The 19,457-nt window shown below is 65.8% G+C and carries 19 protein-coding genes and 1 riboswitch; of the genes, 14 read left to right on the top strand and 5 right to left on the bottom strand.

What is annotated here, in order from left to right; all coding sequences use genetic code 11:
- Window positions 1–15 precede the first annotated feature (15 nt).
- The 5 genes from AC1RTC_RS11805 to AC1RTC_RS11785 all read left to right on the top strand — a co-directional run bounded on the left by AC1RTC_RS11805 (window position 16) and on the right by AC1RTC_RS11785 (window position 6,550).
- Window positions 16–918 (top strand): carbohydrate ABC transporter permease, encoded by a 903-nt coding sequence (locus tag AC1RTC_RS11805; protein WP_493155864.1) that lies wholly within the window; start codon window positions 16–18, stop codon window positions 916–918.
- A gap of 38 nt (window positions 919–956) precedes the next feature.
- A complete protein-coding gene (locus tag AC1RTC_RS11800; protein ID WP_493155994.1) occupies window positions 957–1,802 on the top strand; it encodes a carbohydrate ABC transporter permease in 846 nt (281 codons plus the stop codon).
- 85 nt (window positions 1,803–1,887) lie between these two features.
- The gene (locus tag AC1RTC_RS11795; RefSeq protein ID WP_493155862.1) at window positions 1,888–3,231 is read left to right on the top strand and encodes an ABC transporter substrate-binding protein; all 1,344 of its coding nucleotides are present in this window, start codon (window positions 1,888–1,890) and stop codon (window positions 3,229–3,231) included.
- Window positions 3,232–3,296: 65 nt separating this feature from the next.
- Window positions 3,297–4,811, top strand: a complete 1,515-nt coding sequence (gene arfA, locus AC1RTC_RS11790) for an arabinosylfuranosidase ArfA (RefSeq protein WP_493155860.1) — start codon at window positions 3,297–3,299, stop codon at window positions 4,809–4,811.
- Complete coding sequence (locus tag AC1RTC_RS11785) at window positions 4,808–6,550, top strand: glycoside hydrolase family 35 protein (protein WP_493155859.1); 1,743 nt, start codon at window positions 4,808–4,810, stop codon at window positions 6,548–6,550. Before arfA ends, AC1RTC_RS11785 begins: the two co-directional genes overlap by 4 nt.
- 20 nt (window positions 6,551–6,570) lie before the next feature.
- On the opposite strand, the gene AC1RTC_RS11780 is transcribed toward AC1RTC_RS11785, so the two are convergent.
- From AC1RTC_RS11780 to AC1RTC_RS11765, 4 genes are all read right to left on the bottom strand, one after another.
- Window positions 6,571–6,927, bottom strand: coding sequence for a DMT family transporter (locus AC1RTC_RS11780; protein WP_493155857.1), 357 nt, complete (start codon window positions 6,925–6,927; stop codon window positions 6,571–6,573).
- Window positions 6,927–7,241 carry a DMT family transporter gene (locus AC1RTC_RS11775; protein WP_493155856.1) on the bottom strand — a complete coding sequence of 105 codons (315 nt, stop codon included), beginning with the start codon at window positions 7,239–7,241 and terminating at the stop codon, window positions 6,927–6,929. The genes AC1RTC_RS11780 and AC1RTC_RS11775 overlap by 1 nt, the downstream gene beginning before the upstream one ends.
- 11 nt (window positions 7,242–7,252) lie before the next feature.
- Window positions 7,253–7,317: riboswitch (guanidine-III (ykkC-III) riboswitch) on the bottom strand.
- Between the two features lie 168 nt (window positions 7,318–7,485).
- Window positions 7,486–8,391: an aldose epimerase family protein gene (locus tag AC1RTC_RS11770; protein ID WP_493155854.1), complete on the bottom strand. Its 906-nt coding sequence runs from the start codon at window positions 8,389–8,391 to the stop codon at window positions 7,486–7,488.
- A gap of 5 nt (window positions 8,392–8,396) precedes the next feature.
- Window positions 8,397–9,749: a sulfatase family protein gene (locus AC1RTC_RS11765; protein ID WP_493155852.1), complete on the bottom strand. Its 1,353-nt coding sequence runs from the start codon at window positions 9,747–9,749 to the stop codon at window positions 8,397–8,399.
- A 134-nt stretch (window positions 9,750–9,883) separates the two neighbouring features.
- Here AC1RTC_RS11765 and AC1RTC_RS11760 point away from each other — a divergent pair, with 134 nt between their 5' ends.
- The 9 genes from AC1RTC_RS11760 to AC1RTC_RS11720 all read left to right on the top strand — a co-directional run bounded on the left by AC1RTC_RS11760 (window position 9,884) and on the right by AC1RTC_RS11720 (window position 17,803).
- Entirely contained in the window at window positions 9,884–10,873 is a 990-nt protein-coding gene (locus AC1RTC_RS11760; protein WP_493155849.1) for a LacI family DNA-binding transcriptional regulator, read from the top strand.
- Window positions 10,874–11,035: 162 nt separating this feature from the next.
- On the top strand, window positions 11,036–11,941 hold the full coding sequence (locus tag AC1RTC_RS11755; protein WP_493155847.1) for a carbohydrate ABC transporter permease: 906 nt from the start codon (window positions 11,036–11,038) through the stop codon (window positions 11,939–11,941).
- Complete coding sequence (locus AC1RTC_RS11750) at window positions 11,938–12,777, top strand: carbohydrate ABC transporter permease (RefSeq protein WP_493155845.1); 840 nt, start codon at window positions 11,938–11,940, stop codon at window positions 12,775–12,777. Before AC1RTC_RS11755 ends, AC1RTC_RS11750 begins: the two co-directional genes overlap by 4 nt.
- A gap of 230 nt (window positions 12,778–13,007) precedes the next feature.
- On the top strand, window positions 13,008–14,237 hold the full coding sequence (locus AC1RTC_RS11745) for an extracellular solute-binding protein (RefSeq protein WP_493155843.1): 1,230 nt from the start codon (window positions 13,008–13,010) through the stop codon (window positions 14,235–14,237).
- Window positions 14,238–14,303: 66 nt separating this feature from the next.
- Window positions 14,304–14,675 (top strand): YidH family protein, encoded by a 372-nt coding sequence (locus AC1RTC_RS11740; RefSeq protein ID WP_493155841.1) that lies wholly within the window; start codon window positions 14,304–14,306, stop codon window positions 14,673–14,675.
- The gene (locus AC1RTC_RS11735) at window positions 14,672–15,004 is read left to right on the top strand and encodes a DUF202 domain-containing protein (protein WP_493155839.1); all 333 of its coding nucleotides are present in this window, start codon (window positions 14,672–14,674) and stop codon (window positions 15,002–15,004) included. The genes AC1RTC_RS11740 and AC1RTC_RS11735 overlap by 4 nt, the downstream gene beginning before the upstream one ends.
- Window positions 15,001–15,876 (top strand): formylglycine-generating enzyme family protein, encoded by an 876-nt coding sequence (locus AC1RTC_RS11730; protein WP_493155837.1) that lies wholly within the window; start codon window positions 15,001–15,003, stop codon window positions 15,874–15,876. Before AC1RTC_RS11735 ends, AC1RTC_RS11730 begins: the two co-directional genes overlap by 4 nt.
- A gap of 425 nt (window positions 15,877–16,301) precedes the next feature.
- Entirely contained in the window at window positions 16,302–16,667 is a 366-nt protein-coding gene (locus AC1RTC_RS11725; RefSeq protein ID WP_493155835.1) for an ArsR/SmtB family transcription factor, read from the top strand.
- The gene (locus AC1RTC_RS11720; RefSeq protein WP_493155833.1) at window positions 16,664–17,803 is read left to right on the top strand and encodes a cation diffusion facilitator family transporter; all 1,140 of its coding nucleotides are present in this window, start codon (window positions 16,664–16,666) and stop codon (window positions 17,801–17,803) included. Before AC1RTC_RS11725 ends, AC1RTC_RS11720 begins: the two co-directional genes overlap by 4 nt.
- Before the next feature lie 193 nt (window positions 17,804–17,996).
- Here AC1RTC_RS11720 and AC1RTC_RS11715 read toward each other — a convergent pair whose 3' ends face one another.
- Window positions 17,997–19,421, bottom strand: coding sequence for a hypothetical protein (locus AC1RTC_RS11715; protein ID WP_493155831.1), 1,425 nt, complete (start codon window positions 19,419–19,421; stop codon window positions 17,997–17,999).
- Between the last annotated feature and the right edge of the window lie 36 nt (window positions 19,422–19,457).

The raw sequence follows: 19,457 nt of genomic DNA, 5'->3' as shown, positions 1-19,457 counted from the left end.
CAGAGGAGCGCAGCGATGACGACGACGTCGGAGCCTATTGCGCGGCTACGATCCCGCCGCGATTGGAAGGGATGGACCTTCGTCGCACCCTTCATGATCGTGTTCCTCCTGGTCTTCATCACCCCGGTGGCGTACTCGATCTACCTCAGCCTCTTCCGCCAGCAGCTGGTGGGCGGCAACGCCTTCGTCGGTCTGGAGAACTACGCGGCGGTCTTCACTGACGGTCAGTTCTGGGAGGCATTCGGGCGGGTCGCCCTGTTCCTCATAGTGCAGGTGCCCGTCATGCTGGCCATCGCTCTCGTCGCGGCCCTCGCCATCGACAGTGCGCGACTCGTGGCATCCGGCTTCTTCCGGATCGTCCTGTTCCTGCCGTACGCGGTGCCCGCCGTGGTGGCGGTGCTCATGTGGGGCTTCATGTACGGCGACAACTTCGGGCTGGCCGCCAACCTGAACGACTTCGTCGGAGCCAAGGTCATCACGCCGTTCGCCCGCGACTGGATTCTCGCCTCGATCGGCAACATCGTCACCTGGGAGTTCGTCGGCTACAACATGCTGATCTTCTACTCCGCGCTGCGAACGATCCCGGCTGATCTCTACGAGGCGGCGGAGCTCGACGGCGCCGGTCCGATGCGGGTCGTCACGAGCATCAAGATCCCCGCCCTCCGCGGGGCCATCGTCATCGCGACGATCTTCTCGATCATCGGCAGCTTCCAGCTGTTCAACGAGCCGAACATCCTCAAGCCGCTGGCACCCAACATCATCACTACCTACTTCACACCGAACATGTACGCCTACAACCTCTCCTTCGCGGGGCAGCAGTACAACTACTCGGCGACGGTGGCCATCGTCATGGGCGTCATCACCGCGGTGATCGCCTACGTTGTGCAACTCCGCGGGTCACGGAAGGACGAGCTGTGAGCGCCGCACGCGAGAGCCGCCGTACCGGGCTCACCTCGATGAGGCCGCGGAAGTCGGTGCTGCTCACGCTCCTCATGGCGGTGCTCGCCGTCTACAGCCTCGTTCCCCTGGTCTGGCTCGTGATCAACGCGAGCAAGACGCAGGCGGGACTCTTCTCCAGCTTCGGCCTCTGGTTCGACAACGACTTCGTCCTGTTCCAGAACATCTACGAGACCTTCACCTACCGCGACGGGATCTTCCTGAGGTGGTTCGGGAACACCCTCCTCTACGTCGTCGTCGGCGCCGGGGGCGCGACGCTCCTGGCGACCCTCGCTGGATACGGGCTCGCGAAGTTCCGCTTCCCCGGCCGGCGGGCGGTCTTCGCCGTCGTCCTCGGGGCGATAGCCGTCCCGGGCACCGCGCTCGCCGTGCCGACCTTCCTGCTGTTCAGCCAGTTGGGGCTGACGAACACGGTCTGGGCGATCATCATCCCCTCGCTCATCAGCCCGTTCGGCCTCTACCTGATCTGGGTCTACGCGGTCGACTCCGTTCCGACAGAGCTCCTCGAGGCGGCGCGCATCGACGGGGCGGGCGAGCTGCGCACCTTCTTCACCATCTCCATCCGCCTGCTCTCACCGGGCATCGTGACGGTACTGCTGTTCACGGTCGTGGCGACCTGGAACAACTACTTCCTCCCGCTCATCATGCTCAGCGATCCGACCCTCTATCCGCTGACCGTAGGGCTCAACCAGTGGAACGCCCAGGCCATCGGCGTCGGTGCTCAGCCGATCTACAACCTCGTTCTCACCGGATCGCTCATCACGATCGTCCCCATCGTCGTCGCCTTCCTCGTCCTGCAGCGGTTCTGGCAGTCGGGACTGAGCGCCGGAAGCGTCAAGCAATGACGAGAGGCATTGCCCGACGGACCACCTCCCTCTCAACCGGGGCGTCCTGCACCGGAAACACCACAACGAAGTGAAAGGAAGCAGCATGAAATTCCTGCCAAAGAAGGCCGGCCTGCGCCGTGCCGCGACAACGGCCCTCGCGGCTGTGGCCCTAGGGGTCACCCTCGTGGCGTGCTCGACCACGGGCGGCACCTCCACGACCGGCAGCGCCGACGACCTGGATGCCGCGCTCAAGGCCGGCGGCTCGCTCACGTACTGGAGCTGGACCCCTTCGGCCGAGGCGCAGGTCGCCGCGTTCGAGAAGGCCTACCCGAATGTCGACGTGAACTACGTCAACGCGGGAACCAACACCGAGGAGTACACCAAGCTCCAGAACTCGATCAAGGCGGGCTCCGGCGCACCGGACGTCGTGCAGATCGAGTACTACGCCTTCCCGCAGTTCGCCCTGTCCGACTCGCTCGTCGACCTCTCGACGTACGGGCTCGACTCCCTCGAGTCCGACTACAGCGCCTCCACGTGGGGCTCGGTCAGCGTCGGCGGCACCCTCTACGGGCTGCCCCAGGACTCGGGCCCCATGGCCCTCTTCTACAACAAGACGGTGTTCGACCAGTACGGCATCGCCGTGCCCACGACCTGGGACGAGTACATTGCCGCAGCGAAGCAGCTCCACGCTGCCGACCCGACGAAGTACATCACCGCTGACACCGGCGACTCCGGATTCACCACCAGCATGATCTGGCAGGCGGGCGGGCATCCGTTCACCGTCGACGGCACCGATGTCTCGATCGACTTCACCGACAAGGGAACCGAGAAGTTCACCGGCGTATGGAACCAGCTCATCGACGGCGGCCTGCTGTCGTCGACTCCGAGCTGGAGCGACGAGTGGTTCAAGGGCCTCGGCGACGGCTCGATCGCCTCGCTGATCATCGGTGCGTGGATGCCCGGAGTGCTCGAGTCGTCGGTGCCCGACGCGTCCGGCGACTGGGCCGTCGCGCCCATGCCGAGCTACGACGGGACCCCGGTCACCGCGGAGAACGGCGGCGGCGGCCAGGCTGTCGTGAAGCAGTCGAAGAACCCCGCTCTCGCGGCGGCGTTCCTGCGCTGGCTCAACAACGACCCCGAAAGCCTGAAGATCTTCGCCGAGTCGGGCGGATTCCCGTCGACGACGGCGCAGCTCACCGACCCGGCGTTCGTCGACCAGGCGTCGGACTACTTCGGCGGCCAGAAGATCAACCAGGTGCTCACGCAGGCGTCGAAGGACGTCGTGCCCGGATGGTCGTACCTGCCGTTCCAGGTCTACGCGAACAGCATCTACGGCGACACCGTCGGCCAGTCGTACGCGAACAGCGGCGACCTCAACGAGGGCCTCGCCGACTGGCAGAAGAAGCTGGTCGACTACGGAAACCAGCAGGGCTTCACGGTCAAGTAGCACCACTCAGGTGCGGTGGGCCGGCCTCGCGTCGGCCCACCGCACCTCGGCATTGAAAGATCATCATGGCTAGTGCACGCATCCAACTGAACCTCGGCACACCCCATGCCGAGGTCCCGTCGCGCCTGTTCGGAACGTTCGTCGAGCACATGGGGCGCTGCGTGTACGAGGGCATCTTCGAGCCCGGGCATCCGAGCGCCGACGCCGACGGCTTCCGCGGCGATGTCCTCGAGCTCGTGCAAGAGCTCGGCGCCACCGTCGTGCGCTACCCGGGCGGGAACTTCGTCTCCGGATACGCGTGGGAGGACGGCATCGGGCCGGTCGGCGACCGGCCTGTCCGGCTCGACGCGGCGTGGCACAGCGTGGAGACGAACCGGGTCGGGCTCGACGAGTTCGCGGCGTGGGCCGAGCGCGCGGGGCTCGCTGTCATGGAGGCCGTGAACCTCGGAACCCGCGGTCCCGCCGAGGCGGCGCAGCTCCTCGAGTACGCCAATCATCCGTCGGGAACGGCGCTCAGCGACCTGCGGCGACGCAACGGCCGCGAGGAGCCATGGGGGATCGGGCTTTGGTGCCTGGGCAACGAGATGGACGGGCCGTGGCAGATCGGCCACAAGACCGCCGATGAGTACGGTCGGCTCGCGGCGGAGACCGCGCGGCTCATGAAGTTCATCGACCCGACCATCGAGCTCGTCGTCGCCGGAAGCTCGAACATGGACATGCCGACCTTCGGCGAGTGGGAGCGGACGGTGCTCGCCCACACGGCAGGACTCGTCGACCACATCTCCGTGCACGCCTACTACGAGGAGGTCGACGGCGACGTGCGCAGCTTCCTCGCCTCCGCCGTCGGTCTTGATCGGTACCTGGACGTGGTCGCGGGCATCATCGACGAGGTTCGAGCCGACGCCGGCCTGGAGAAGCAGATCGGGATCAGCGTCGACGAGTGGAACGTCTGGTACCAGAGCCGCTGGAACGACACCGTCAAAGACGACGTGATGTCCGGCGAGTGGTCGGTCGCACCGCGCCTCATCGAGGACGAGTACAGCGTGACCGACGCGGTGGTCGTCGGATCGCTGCTGATCTCGCTCCTGAGGCACAGCGACCGCGTCACCATGGCCAACCTCGCGCAGCTCGTGAACGTCATCGCCCCCATTCGGTGCGAACCGGGCGGCGCGGCCTGGCGGCAGACCACGTTCTTCCCCTTCCAGCTCACCGCGTCGCTTGCGCGGGGCCACGTGGTCGTTCCGACGATCTCGAGCTACGGCATCCCGACTGAGAAGTACGGTCTCGTCGATGCGGTTGACGCGGTCGCGACGGTCGACGCCGAGGGAACGGTGACGGTCTTCGTCGTCAACCGCGACACGGAGTCGGCCGTGGACCTCGAGCTCGACCTCGCGGACGGCGAGCTCGCACTGCGGGAGGCGCTGACCCTCACCGTGCCGCCGGGCGGAGATCGGTTCTCGACGAACACCGTGTCCGGCCAGCCGGTCGCGCCCGTCGCACTCGCGACGGAGGGCTCGACGGTCACCCTGCCCGCGCTGTCCTGGAGCGTGCTCACCCTCGGTAGGAACGGCACAGCATGAGCGAGCTCACCATCGGCAACGACGACTTCCTCCTCGACGGAGCGCCGCACCAGATCCTCTCCGGCGCGCTGCACTACTTCCGCGTGCATCCCGACCAGTGGGCCGATCGGATTCACAAGGCGCGTCTCATGGGGCTCAACACCATCGAGACCTATGTCGCATGGAATGCGCACGCGCCCACCCGCGGTGAGTGGCGGACCGACGGCGGCCTCGACCTTGCGCACTTTCTGGATCTCATCGCGGCCGAGGGCATGCACGCGATCGTCCGCCCCGGGCCGTACATCTGTGCGGAGTGGGACAATGGCGGGCTGCCGGCGTGGCTCTTCCAGGACACCGCGGTCGGCATTCGGCGGTACGAGCCGAGCTACCTCGCGTCGATGACCGAGTTCCTCGAGCGCGTCTACGAGATCGTCGCTCCGCGTCAGCTCCCGCTGGGCGGGCCCGTCATCCTCGTCCAGATCGAGAACGAGTACGGCGCATACGGGGCGGACAAGCAGTACCTGGAAGAGCTCGTGCGTATTACCCGGGCGAGCGGCATCACCGTTCCGCTGACCACCATCGACCAGCCCCAGCCCGAGATGCTCGCCAACGGCAGCCTGCCGGGCCTGCACATGACCGGGTCGTTCGGCTCGCGGGTGACGGAGCGCCTCGCGACCCTCCGCGAGTTCCAGCCCACCGGGCCCCTCATGTGCATGGAGTTCTGGGACGGCTGGTTCGACAGTTGGGGCGAGCACCACCACACGACCTCGGCTGCCGATGCCGCCGCCGAGCTCGACACCCTCTTGGCGGCGGGCGGCTCGGTCAACATCTACATGTTCCACGGCGGCACCAACTTCGGCCTCACCAACGGCGCGAACGACAAGGGGCGGTATCTCCCGATCGTCACGAGCTACGACTACGACGCCCCTCTCGATGAAGCCGGCAACCCCACGGAGAAGTTCTTCGCCTTCCGAGACGTCATAGCGAAGTACGCCGCGGTGCCGACGGACGTGCCTCCCATCACGACCCCGGCCCAGGTGCTCGAGTCCACGTTCACCACGGTGGCGCCGTTGCTCACCTCCCACGGGGCATTCACCCCCGGCAGCGAGCATGTGCAGCCGCCGACGTTCGACGAGCTCGGCCTCTATCGGGGCATCCTTCTCTACGAGACGGTCCTGAACGGAAGCGGCACCGGTGTGCTGTCGTTCACCGAGATCAGGGACCGTGCCTCGGTCTACCTCGATGGCGATCCCGTCGGCGTGCTGTCCCGTGAGAACCACGAGACCTCCATCTCCCTGCCCAGCTGCAGCGGGCGCCTGATGGTGCTCGTCGAGGATCAGGGGCGGGTCAACTACGGAGCTCGACTCGGAGAGCACAAGGGGATCATCGGCCCGGCACTCCTCGACGGAGAACCAGTGGAGGGATGGACCGTGCGCGCGCTCGATATCGACGCAGTCCCCACCCTCCCGCTGCAGCCGTCAGACCCGACGGCCGGACCGCACATCGCTCGCGGCGCGTTCGACCTCGAGGTGCAGAGCGACCTGTTCCTCGACACCTCGCGATGGGGCAAGGGCCTCGCGTGGGTGAACGGCTTCCTCCTGGGCCGCTACTGGCGACGAGGGCCGCAGCAGACCCTGTTCGTCCCCGCTCCGGTGACCCGCCCGGGACGCAACGACCTGGTGGTGCTGGAGCTTGAGGTGCTCGGCTCGTCGCTCGTCAGCTTCCGGGATGCCGCGTCCCTGGGCCCCACGGAGCTGTAGGCGTTCGGCCGCGCGCGGACTCAGTGCCCGCTGTCATCCCGGCTCTCAACAGCGTGGGTTCGCCCAGACAGCGCTTTCAGGCCTGCCGCGGCGCCGACGATGCCCGCGATGAAGATCAGCTTGGGTATCGAGACCGGCTCGTCTCCGACGGCCATCGCGTACACGACAGTCAGGGCGGCTCCCACCCCCACCCACACGGTGTAGGCGGTCCCGATGGGTATCGACTTCGCTGCCCACCCCAGGCCGAGCACGCTGGCGAGGAAGGCGACAGCAAAGACGATCGACGGCAAGGGCTCGCTGAATCCGTGGGAGTATCCCAGCGCAGTTGCCCACACCGCTTCGAGCAGTGCGCTGACGATCAGGACTATCCAGGCCATTAGCTGACCACCTTGAGACCGATGACGCACGCGATGAGGAGAACGAGAAGCCCCACCTTGGCGACGCTGACCGGCTCCTTGCGCCGGACCATTGCCCACACCACGGTGAGAGTTGCACCGATCGCCACCCACACCGCGTAGGCGGTGCTCGTGGCGATGGACGTCATTGCGTAGGCGAGCCCGCCGAGGCTCGCGACGATGGTGACCGCGAAGAGGATTGTCGGCTTGGGGCGGGCGAAGCCCTTGGAGGCGGCCAGCGCCGAGGCCCACACCGCCTCTGTAATGCCAGAGAGGACGAGGATCAACCATGCCATGACAGACTCAATCTGAGTCAGTCTTGTCAGGTGCGGGTACTGCTCCCTCGTCCGCAGATCCGTGTCGGACCTCTTCTACGATCTTACCTCTCCGGGTGATCGCCGGCGGAAGTTCGCGGATCCCGGACTCGATCCGGGCCCACATGATCACGGTGGTTCTGGTCGTTCGTGGGCAAGAAGTGGGCAGATGTCAACCCGCCCGGGTGACTGCACTCGAGGTGGCTCGAGCTCACTCAGGAGTTCCTCACGGGAGGCACTCGCAACCCCACGCTCCCGCCCAATGTTCATCAGGGTTGATCCAACGGATGCCCAGCCCGCTGTTGAGCGCATCGCCGGGAGCCGTCATCGGCTCGAGAGCGACAGCGGCGGCCTCCCCGTCGGGTGTGGGGAAGCTGTCGGTCGTGAAGAACTGCCAGTACCGGAAGGCCGGATCCGCCCAGACCCTCACCCCGGTGCCGGATGCGTCGGTGAGTGCACATCCCACGACTCCGTCCTCCGTGACGAAGTCGGTGTAGCACTGCGCCATCCGCAACTCGCCGAGGGACCGACGGACGCGGAGGTCGAGCTCTGGGTAGTCATCGACCGAGACATCCGCCGAGGGGATTCCCTGTGCGTCGTTCAGGAGGACCCTGCGGGCAGAGGCCGTCAACCACAGCTCGGTGGCCGGCACGGAACCGACGGTGAAGAACGGGTGGGCTCCGATCGCGAACGGGGCTGGCCTCGACCCGAGGTTGTGCGCTCCGTAGTCGACGCGGATCCCCGTTGCTGAGAGCGTGTAGTCGACAGTGAGTGCGATCTCGAACGGCCAGCCGCGGCTTGGCCGGATCGTCGTGGTGAGCCTCACGGAGTCCTCGCGCACTCGTTCAGCAGCGAACGGCGCCGAGTGCACGAGCCCGTGGATCGCATTGGGCAGGGCGACCTCGTTCTTGTCGAGCTGCCCGCCCGCTCCGGCAAGAGCCCAGCGGCCGTCTCGCACCCGGTTGGGCCACGGAGCCAGGGTCAGCCCCGCGTAGAAGGGCGGCTCGTCTCCGGCGAACTGCTGGATGTACTGGGTGCCGTCGACGATCAGCGAGCGGAGGCCCGCGCCGCGGGGGTGGATCGTGGCCGTTACCGCGCCGGACGGACCCGTTAGCTTGATCTGGCCGTCCACGGAGCTCAGTGGTCCGCGCGGAGGGAGCGCCAGTCGGGGGGCTCGACGGGGTCGAGCGGCTGCGCGTCCCGCGTCCGCACGGGCGGCGGGGGAAGCCGTACCGTCTCGATCGGGTCGTGGGTTGCGGTCAGGTATTCGTGGAGGAGGAGCGCGTAGCGATCGCGGATCGCCTGGTAGCTCTCGTCGCCGGCGACGTTGCGGAGTTCGTTGGGATCCACACGGCGGTCGTAGAACTCGACCTGGTCGCGGGCCTGCAGATGCTCGTCACCCATGCCCTGCCGTGTCAGGCTCTTCTCGAGGTCGATCGCGAGTTGCAGGCGCGGGCCCGGTTCGTAGTTCCGGATGTAGGCGAAGTCCACCGACCGGACCGCCCGCTTCGGGTCGTAGGTGTCGTGGTAGCTCTTGGCGGTGAAGACCACGCGCTCCGCGTCACCTTCGCCGCCGTCGATCAGCGGGAGCAGCGACACGCCTTCGAGCTCGTCGGGGATCGTGCCGCCCGCCGTTTCGAGCAGGGTGGGGACTATGTCGAGGTGAGAGCTGATCGCGCGAACCCGGCTCGGTTGCACGTTCCACCTGCGAGGGGGGCGGACGATGAGCGTCACGCCTGTGCCCGCGTCGTAGAGGGTGCTCTTGCTTCGCGGGAACGCGGCGCCATGGTCGGTCGTGAAGATCACCATGGTGTTCTCGGTGTCGAGGTACTTCTCAACCGAGGCGAGGATGTCGCCGAAGCCGCTGTCGAACTGCCGGATCGATCCATAGAAGTCGGCGATATCGCGACGGGTTAGCTCGTTGTCCGGGAGGAACCCCGGAACGTCGACGTGCTCCGGATTGCCCGGGACGTAGTCCTCGTCCGGCCAAGGGCGGTGTACCTCCCAGGTGCCGATCGTCAGGAAGACGGGGTCGCGTTCGGCGCGGGGGGCGAGCGAACTCAGCCAGTCCTCGGTGGCCTCGGCAACCTGGTATACGCGGGGGAGGAAGCCGAGGCCCGGGCACTCGTCGAAACCTAGTACGGTCGGATCGACGTCCTCATGCTGCAGGCCGATGAGCGCCGAGTGGTATCCATAGGGCCGAAGCTGCTCCGGGGCCGTGAGCACATCTCTCCGGTAGCGCCAAGCGCTGTGGGTAAGACCCTGCACGCCGTTCTGGTGCGGCGATCGTCCCGTGAAAAGTGCAGCTCGGGCGGGCGAGCACAGCGGTGCCGCGGAATGGGCGTTCTCGAACACCACCGACTCGTCGGCGAAGCCGTTGATGTTCGGGCTCGGCACCTGGGGCATTCCGTAGGTGCCCAGCCAACGACCGAGATCGTGGCAGTGGATAAGGACGATGTCCGGTCTCGTGGCCTCTGTGCGCACGGTCATTCACCCCTGTGTGTAGATCGGCGCACGTGGAATGGCTCCGATGACAATGTGCTAGATCGATCTAGCGAGTCGACGCTATTACGGATGGGCATTAGACCGCAACTCCGAATCCGCGGTAGCGGTAGCCTGCTCTCATGCGACGAGTCACCCTGCAGGACGTGGCGGCTCACGCGGGGGTCTCCCGGGCCGCGGCGTCGATGGTGGTGCGCAATACCGGCAGGCTCAGCGATCAGACCCGCGAGCGGGTCCGGGAATCCATGGACGCGCTTGGGTACGTGTACCACCGGGGAGCGGCGAACCTACGGACGCAGCGGAGCGGGCTGATCGGCCTGCTCATCACGGATGTCTCGAACCCCTTCTTCTCGGCCATGACCCTCGGATTCGAGGAGGCCGCGGCAGAGGGGGGCTATCTGACCATGGTGTCGGACACGTTCGACGACGCCGGTCGCCAAGAGCGCCTGGCACAGTCGATGCTCGAATACCCCATCGACGCGCTCGCCTACACCCCCGTCGTCTCGAGCGACCTGGCCGCCAAGCTGACGAGCTACCCTGTGCCCCTTCTCGCCGTAACCCGCCAGTCCGAAGGTGGCGCTCCTTACCTCGGCCCCGACGACTACGGCGGCGGTGTGCTAGCAGGAGAACACCTGGTCAATCACCACTCCTACCGCAGACTTGTCTATCTGGGTGGCCCGCAGGGCGCCGGCCCGCGCGAGGAGCGCATGCGGGGCGTCAGGGATGCCGCGGCCCGTCAGCCAGGCGCGGAGCTCGTTGCCGAACTGAGCGGTATCACCAGCGTTGCCGGCGGCATGCGGCTCGCCCAGGAGCTCATCGAGTCCCGGATCCAGTTCGACGCAGTGGTCTGCCACAGCGACGTCGTTGCCTACGCCCTCCTCCATGCGCTGCGGCAGATCGGTCGCGAGTCGATCGGTGTCATCGGGTTTGACGGGCTTCCCGAGTCGGAGCTGTTCTGGCCCTCCGTGACCTCCGTTGCCGTAGGTCCCCAGTTGCTGGGTACGCGCGCGGCCCAGTGGCTCCTCGGAGCGCTGGCCGGACATCCGGGTGATGCCTTCACTGCGATGCCCGCCCACCTCGAGATCCGCCAATCCTGCGGCTGCACGAACTAGGCACTTGATCTTCTCGGACTGCACGGCTATCGTTCTGACTTACCCCGCTAGATCGATCTACCTGCTAGATCGATCTAGCATCGCCAACGTCGTCGAAAGTGTTTCCATGAGATACCCACGCAAGCCCGAGGACCTCGTCCTCCCGACTGGACAGGTGCCTCAGTGACCACGACTCACTCAAGTCCTAGGAGGCGGAGGAAGCGGAGCCTCTTCGCCACGATCGGCCTGCTGCCCTTTCTGGTCTTCTCGCTCGTTCTCGCCGCGTATCCGCTCTCGCAGGTCGTGCGAATGGCGTTCTCCGAGATCGACCTCGGCGCCACCGGCTTCTCTTACTCGTGGAGCGGATTCGACAATCTCGCCCGCGTTCTCTCCGACGCGAGTGCCTGGCAGGCCATCGGCAACACCGTCTTCTTCGTGGTGATGACCGTGGTCGGCAGCCTGCTCATGGGCCTCGTCGCCGCGCTACTGGTGAATCGGGCTGTGCTCCTTCTTCCGCTCGCCCGGAATGTGATGATCTGGCCGGCGGTGATCGCCCCCGTTGTCGTCAGCCTCATGTGGCTGCTCATCTTCAGCCCAACGGTGGGCGGCATCAACAAGGTGGCGCTGAGTCTCGGTCTGCCCGCCCAGGAATGGCTGAACTCGGGGCCGGGCGCCATGTTCGTTGTCATCGTCGTTGATGTCTGGCACTGGACGCCCGTGGTGTTCCTCTTCCTCTACACGGCGCTCCAGTCCATCAATGAGGAGGTGCTCGAGGCCGGCCGGATGGACGGCGCCAACGAGGTGGGCCTCCTGCGCCACATCGTGCTTCCGCTTCTCGTACCGGCCATCGCGGCCGTCGGAGTCGTCCGGATCGTCATGGGCATCAAGGTCTTCGACGAGATGTACCTGCTCACGTCGGGCGGGCCCAACGGTGCGACAACGCTGGTCTCACAGCGCATCCAGCTCTGGTTCTTCCAAGACCTTCGGTTCGGGGATGCCTCGGCATTCAGCCTCGCTGTGGTTCTCATGACCGCGATCGTTCTCGCCGCGTTCCTGTTCGCCCGTCGACAGTTGGGAAAGAGAGCATGACCAGCACCGCATCTGCCCCCCGCAAGCGCAGCATTCTGGTGGAGATCGGGCTCGTCGTGGCCATCATCCTCGTCATACTCCCCGTGGCGTGGATGGTCCTGCTCGCCTTCCTCCCGAACGTCGCGATCGTGAGCACGAAGTGGATCTTCCCCTTCTGGCTAGGTAATTTCGCCCAGGTATTCGAAGGCGGCGTGTTCGGCGTCCAGATACTCAACAGCGTGGGAATCGTCGTTGGCACGGTAGTCCTGTGCCTGGTCATCGGCTCGATCAGCGGCTACTCGCTCGCAAAGCTCAACCCGCCTCGCTGGCTTGCGATTCCCGCCCTTGCTCTCGCGGGAATCATCCCATTGATCCCGCCGGCGACTCTGGTGCCGGGCCTGTACGTCATGCTCAACAGCTTCGGACTGCTCGGGACGGTTTGGGGGCTGATCCTGGTCAACACGGTGTTCAACCTCCCGTTCGCGACGCTGCTCATGAGCTCCTACTTCTCGGGCATCCCGGAGGAACTGCGAGAAGCAGCCCTCATGGACGGGGCCAGCGAGCCGAAGGTGTTCGCCTCGGTGATGCTGCCGCTGGTCCGTCCCGGACTCGCCGCGACGGGGGTTTTTGTCGGGATCATGGCGTGGAACGAGTTCCTCATGGGGCTGACCATGACCTCGGGTGGTCCGACCGCCCCCGTCACAGTCGGGATCGCGGGCTTCCTCCAGCAGTACTCCGTCACATGGGGGCAACTCTCAGCGGCCGGCACGGTCGCGGCGATCCCCATGATCGTCCTCGCGATCTTCGCGAACCGCCACATCGTCGCGGGACTCACGGCCGGCTCCGTCAAGGGCTAGAGCATCCCGCGCGGGGCCGCTCGATCGAGCTGCCCAGCTTGTAATCACATCCGAACAAAAGGAGAAAGACGATGATGAACCGAACTCGAGGTCGAGTCGCGACACGCGCTGCTTCGCTGGTCGGCGCGCTGGCCATTGGTGCCCTCGCGCTATCCGCATGCGCGAGCGGTGGCGGGAGCATCAAGCCTACGAGCGAGGCCAGCGACGACGCTGCCCCCGTTACGCTGGTCGTGCCCACCAGCCAGGCTCCGTGGAACCCGGCCTACGCCAAGCTCGTCGATGAGTACGAGAAGGAGACGGGCAACACCGTCGATCTCCGGCCGTTCCCCAACCCCGACGTCAAGACCCAGGAGGTCAACGACGTCCAGAGCCAGCAGCACACCTTCGATGTGTACCAGATCAACGAGGGCGACCTCGTTCAGTTCAACGAGAACGAGTGGATCCAGCCCCTCACTGATATCGACCCCGACTACGCGCCCGACAAGGAGACCTTCAGCTACTCCAACATCGCGCGCTGGGACGCGGACAACGACATCTTCTCAAGCGACGGCGCACTCACCAGCGCGCCCCTCCTGGGCAATGTCGATATCTTCATGTACCGCACCGACATCTACAAGGAGCTCGGCCTGAAGGTCCCCACCACCTGGGACCAAGTCATCTCCAACGGCAAGAAGATTCAGGAGTCGGGACTCGCCACGTACGGCGGCGCGTTCCGCACCCAGGGTGTCGCCGGTACCTACGCCATGACCTACGAGTTCCAGGCGCTGCTCAACGGTGCCGGAGCCTCTTGGTTCACCGAGCCCGGAACCGACTACACGCCCCAGGCTGATGACAAGAGCGCGGTGAAGGCCGCGCAGTGGCTTCGCGACCTCGCGATGCTGGGCCCGTCGGCAACGACCACGATGGGCCAGGCCCAGGTGATCGCAGCCATGCAGTCGGGCGATGCGGCCCAGACCTACGCGGTCGCGGCGGCAGCTCCGCAGCTCGAGGACCCGTCGAACTCCGCAGTCGCGGGCAAGATCGGCTACGCCCCGCTCCCGACCAGCCCTGATGGCACTTCATCGTCCGCGACCGGTCTCTGGGTTCTCGGGGTCCCCGCGGGCCTGCCGGACGACCGCGCCAAGGCCGCACTGTCGTACATCAAGTGGATGACCTCCGCCAAGGCGATGAAGATGTTCGCCGAGTTCGGCGGCATTCCGACGCGTTCTGACGCCTATGACAACGTGAGCGGGCTCTCGGACGCGGCATCCGCGACGCTCGACGCTGTGGCCGAGACTGCGGCAAACCTGCCGGAGAACCCGACGTCGCTGCGCTACTCCTTCTCGACCGACATGCTCAACCTCACCGAGCCCGCCCTGCAGGAGATCGCTGCCGGCAACGTCAGCGCCGCCGACGGCATGGGCAAGCTGCAGGACGACCTGTCGGCGCTCGTGAAGAAGCTCAAGCTGCCCCAGGGCTAGCACATCAGGGGCGGCGCCCTCGTCCATTGGCGCCGCCCCACCCTCCCCTCCCAAAGGCCGACTCAGATGAACGACAAACTCCCCGATTCCCGGCGCCCACATTGGGTGTACCGCGTCGGCAGCGAGCCCGACCCCCGCTTCAGTCTGGCCAACGAGCGGACCTTCCTCGCGTGGGTGCGGACTTCTTTGGCCCTCTTCGCGGGAGGCATAGCCCTCGAGGCCCTCAAGATTCCCGCCCATTCCGGGTTCCGGCTCAGCGCCGGTCTCGTCCTTATCGCCCTCGGTGTCCTCGCGATAGTCCAGGGCTGGGTGAGCTGGGCCCGCACCGAGCGCTCGCTCCGGCGAGGTGTCGCCCTGCCCGGCCTCACCGTGGGAACAACGATCGTGGGCGGTATCGCGGTCGCGGCGGTGCTGGTTCTGATCGGACTCCTCTGGTGACCGACGCGCCGTTCGACGCCGGGCTTCAACCGGAAAGGACGCTGCTGGCCTGGCGCCGAACCTGCCTCTCACTCGCGGTCGCGGCGCTGCTGGTGATCAAACTGGGCGCGGCGATCCTGGGCTTTGTTGCCGGCGTCGTGGGTATCGCGGTGCTCGCGCTCGCGGCGGTCGCCTACACCGTCTCGGCGGCGAGGTACCGCAGAGTGCACCGAGAGGTCTCGGCCGAGCGCGCCCTGCCCAGTGCCTCAGGGGCGGTAACGGCCATCGCCGCGTCCGTGCTCGCGATCGCCGTTGCCCTCGCCGCGTGGATGATCGGCAGCCTGGCATGACCGAGGGAATGGCCAGACTTCCCGGCGGCGCCTTCCGCATGGGGTCGACGGACTTCTACCGTGAGGAGGGCCCAGTCCATGAGGCCTGGGTGGCGCCGTTCGAGATCGATACCCACGCGGTGACCAACCGGCGGTTCCGCAGGTTCGTCGAGGCGACCGGATACGTCACCACGGCCGAGCGTCCCCTTCGTGGCGCTGAATACGAGCACCTGAGCGATGATGGGCGTCAGCCCGGATCGCTCGTGTTTCGGCCGACGAACGGTCCCGTCGACCTGGGGGACTGGCGCCAGTGGTGGCACTGGGTGCCGGGGGCACGGTGGGATCGGCCGTACGGACCCGACAGCGACGTGGCGGATCTGGACGATCATCCGGTGGTCCAAGTGAGCTTCGAAGACGCCCGGGCTTTCGCCAGCTGGGAGGGTAAGCGCCTGCCAACCGAGGCGGAGTGGGAGTATGCAGCCCGGGGCGGCCTCGAGTCGGCGACCTACGCGTGGGGCGAGGAGCCCAACACGGACGCCGTCCACGCCAATACTTGGCAAGGGCGCTTCCCGTACGACAACCGGGGAGCTCGAGGATGGCGAGGCACAGCGCCGGTCGAAACCTTCGCCCCCAACGGTTTCGGGCTGTACGAGATGACCGGGAACACCTGGGAATGGACAAGCACGGCCTGGACTGCCCACCACGTGGACCCGGCGACCACCTGCTCCTGCGGTCCTGCGAGCGACCCGGGCACCGCTCAGCGGGTGCTCAAGGGCGGCTCGCACTTGTGCGCCCCCGAATACTGCCTCCGCTACCGACCGGCGGCACGGAGTGCACAGACCGAGGACTCGGCGACGACGCACATCGGTTTCAGGTGCGTCGCCGACGCTTAGGAGGCCGCCCAGCAGGGCTCACGCACACGTGGACTCCGTGGGAAGAGTGAGCAAACCGTAGATCCATAGTGTTTTCCGCAGTGCAGGACGGGGCAAATGAGCCGCTGACCAGCACTAAAGATGGTGGCTCCGACGGGCGTCGATCCCGTGACCTCACGATTTTCAGTGACAATCGAGCGCCTATGGAGGCCAGCAAACAGGCTGGAGTTCCGCGGAACTTCGCGGATTTCCGAATCAAACTAGCACGACGTGATCAGGGTGATTCTGCTCATTCGTGGGCAAAATGTGGGCAGGACCCGAGACCGCTTTACACGCCTCTAGCGAGGTGCGGGAACCGGCTCGCTCGCCCTAGAGACGGTCCTTCGAGCGCTGGTCAGATGTTCGGTATCGAGCAGCTCGACCGCACGATCAGGTAACATGTGCGCATGAACGCAGATAAGCAAATATGCGGATGCGAGCCCGACAGCCAATACGTGGAACTCGCGGTCGAGGTGTTCGCGATGCTTGCCGACGCTACTCGAGTGCGGATGATTCTTGCGTTGCGTGATGGGGAACTGTCGGTCAACCACCTCGCGGACATCGTCGACAAGACCCCGGCAGCGGCGTCGCAGCACCTCGCGAAGCTTCGTTTGGCTCGCATTGTTGCCGCGCGGCAGGAGGGCCAGCGAGTGTTCTACCGGCTTGAAAATGAGCACGCTTCCCAGTTGGTGGCTGACGCGATCTTCCAGGCCGAACACTCCCTCGGTGGCACACCCCGGCACCACCACGAGCGGAGCGGGGAAGAATCATGAGTGGTCCACGCACTCACCAGCACCTGCACCATGAGGAACCGATCGGTGAGCACGCTCTCCACGACAGCTCGCACCAGCATCCTCACGCGGACGACGCGGAATCAGATCACGGCCATGATCACGCGGACGGAGACCATGGCCATGAGCACGGGCCGGGAGCGCACAGCCACCCGGTCGGGATCAAGGGGTTCTTCATCGGGCTGTTCGTGCCGCACTCCCACGACGCTTCAGACTCGATCGATGACGCACTCGAGGCCAGCAACGAGGGCGTCCGGGCACTGAAGATCAGCCTGTTCATCCTCTTGGGCACAACCATCCTCCAGCTCGTGGTGGTTGTAATCAGTGGCTCGGTCGCCCTATTAGCCGACACGATCCACAACTTTTCCGACGCCCTGACCGCGGTCCCGTTGTGGATCGCATTCATTCTCGGCCGTCGCGCCGCGACTCGCCGCTACACCTTCGGCTACGGCCGCGCCGAGGACCTGGCCGGTCTGTTCATCGTCGCGGTCGTCGCTCTCTCCGCTATCATCGCAGCCTGGCAGTCCATTGGCCGGATCATCGACCCGCAGCCGCTGCACAACCTGTGGTGGGTGCTGGCCGCCGGCGTTATCGGCTTCATCGGAAATGAGGCAGTGGCCATCTACCGGATCCGGGTAGGACAGCGAATTGGCTCTGCCGCTCTCGTCGCCGATGGCGTGCACGCTCGAACGGATGGCTTCACGTCGCTCGCGGTGGTTGTCGGCGCGATCGGTGTCATGCTCGGTTTCCCCCTGGCCGACCCGATTGTCGGGCTGATCATCTCTGCTGCGATCATCGTCCTGCTCTGCGGAACGGTCCGCTCCATCGGCCGACGGCTCATGGATGGCATTGAACCCGAGCTCGTCGACAAAGCGGAGAAAGCTCTGGAACGCACACCTGGAGTGCTGGCTGTATCCCGTGTGCAACTGCGCTGGGTCGGCCACCGACTTCAAGGAGCGGCCGTCATTCAGGTCGCTGCGAGCAATACTCTCGCTGGGGCCGAGGGAATCGTCCACGAAGCTGAGCACGAACTGGGCCACGCCCTGCCTAACCTCGATGACATGCTGATCAGTGCGGTCACGAAGGCAGAGGGCGCAACTGTCCCGCATGCTCACTAGCCGGTCATTGCGGAAACCTGCAACGCCACGAAATGGGGGAGGCCGCCATCACCGGAATGCGGGAGCCGCAGGGCTCGAGCTGACACTGGCCCGGGCGGCCCGAGTAAATCGATGACCTGCACCTTGCGGGCTAGGCCGGTGGGTCTGGGGTGCGATGGTTACACATCAAGGACGCGCATTCGACGGCGAACCTCTACTGCGCTGGCAACGATGAGAGCGCCGCGCCGAGGCCGAGCAGAAGTCCTCCGACAATCAGCTGAGCGGGCTGCACTGAGGCGACCCCGGCTGGTTCGTACACGTTGCGGCGCTCGATCAGGGCCGCGTTAAGGCGCTGGTCGACAGGCAACCATAGTTCCAGGGCGCGTCCGTGGCTGTCGAATTGTGCGTACACGAACCACAGCCCGTCACTGGGTAGGACTAGCGATCCGCTGAATTCTGCGACAGGGCCGATTCCCGAGGTGAGCGTTTCGATAAGGGTTTGGCCGGCCCGACGAGCCGACAGTTGGATCGGTGCCAGCTGTCCCCCATCGCTCACCTCAAGATCGGTGACGGTGACATCGATCCGACCGGAGCCGTCGCCGGTCACCGACATAGTGGCTGTTCCGAACGACGGTCCTTGCCCGGGATCGTGGGCTTGCGCCGCCGAGGGGGCGAATGCGACGACCAGGGATAGGGCGAGCGCGATGCCGAGCGCACCGATCCGCCACAGATGTTGTCGACGTGCGACTACGACGATGACGACTATAGCCACTGTCGATATGACGATCGCGGCTGACTGCGCAACAGGGATCAGGCCAACGCTACTGATCCCGGTAGCGGACGCGACCAATTGCAGTCCGGTGACAGCGGCCACTGCGAGTGGCCACCGCCACGCACCGATCCGACGGGCATCCAAGACCATGAGGCCGAGAAGGGCGAGCGGCATGTCGGGTGCGATCCACCCGGCGAGGCTGAGCGCTGCGAGCACGGCAAGACGGAAGACCGTGTAGCCGACGATAGTGACCGTGATTGCTAGCGGGCCCCGGGTTAGGGCCGAAATGACCCAGACGCTGCCCAGGCCGGTCAGCACCAGTAGAGGCAAGTACAGGGCTTCGGGAAATTGGGGCACGTTCGTGTCGTACTCCATCACGACGATTTGCGACGCGCCCAACAGTGCGACTCCTAGTGTGAGCCGCACAATCTGGGAGGAGCGCGGGTTCACGCCGATCAGCATCGCCACCAGTAGGACCAAGGTGGCGATGACTGACAGAAGGTGCGGAGGTGACCAGAGGACCGCGTCGCGACCGAACGCGGAATGCCAGAAGGCATCGGCCGGGGCCGCAAGCACGGTCGCCGCCGCGGACGCGACAGCCAACACGAACCCCGGGGCACGAACTGCCAGACGGAGTGAGCGTGTCCGCACCAGGCGCCAGCCCCAGACCGCGAGGATCAGGCCTACCAACAATATCGACGAGTACAGCAACAAGTGCGGCGGGATGAGTGCGCTGTCACGCCCCAGGGTGGTGTGCCATGAATCATCCCAATACGCGGACGCCAGCCCTGCTAGAGAAGCAACGGCGACGGCCGCTGCTTCGACTCCGCGGAGGTGATCTTCACCGTCATCGTTGTGTGCTTTCATGACCGCTCCTCCCTATCGATCTGTAGCCGGTTTCGC

Source organism: Rhodoglobus sp. GW821-FHT12B09, assembly GCF_058809925.1.
Note: the sequence above shows the minus strand (reverse complement) of the source record. Positions and strands in the feature narration are given on the sequence as shown.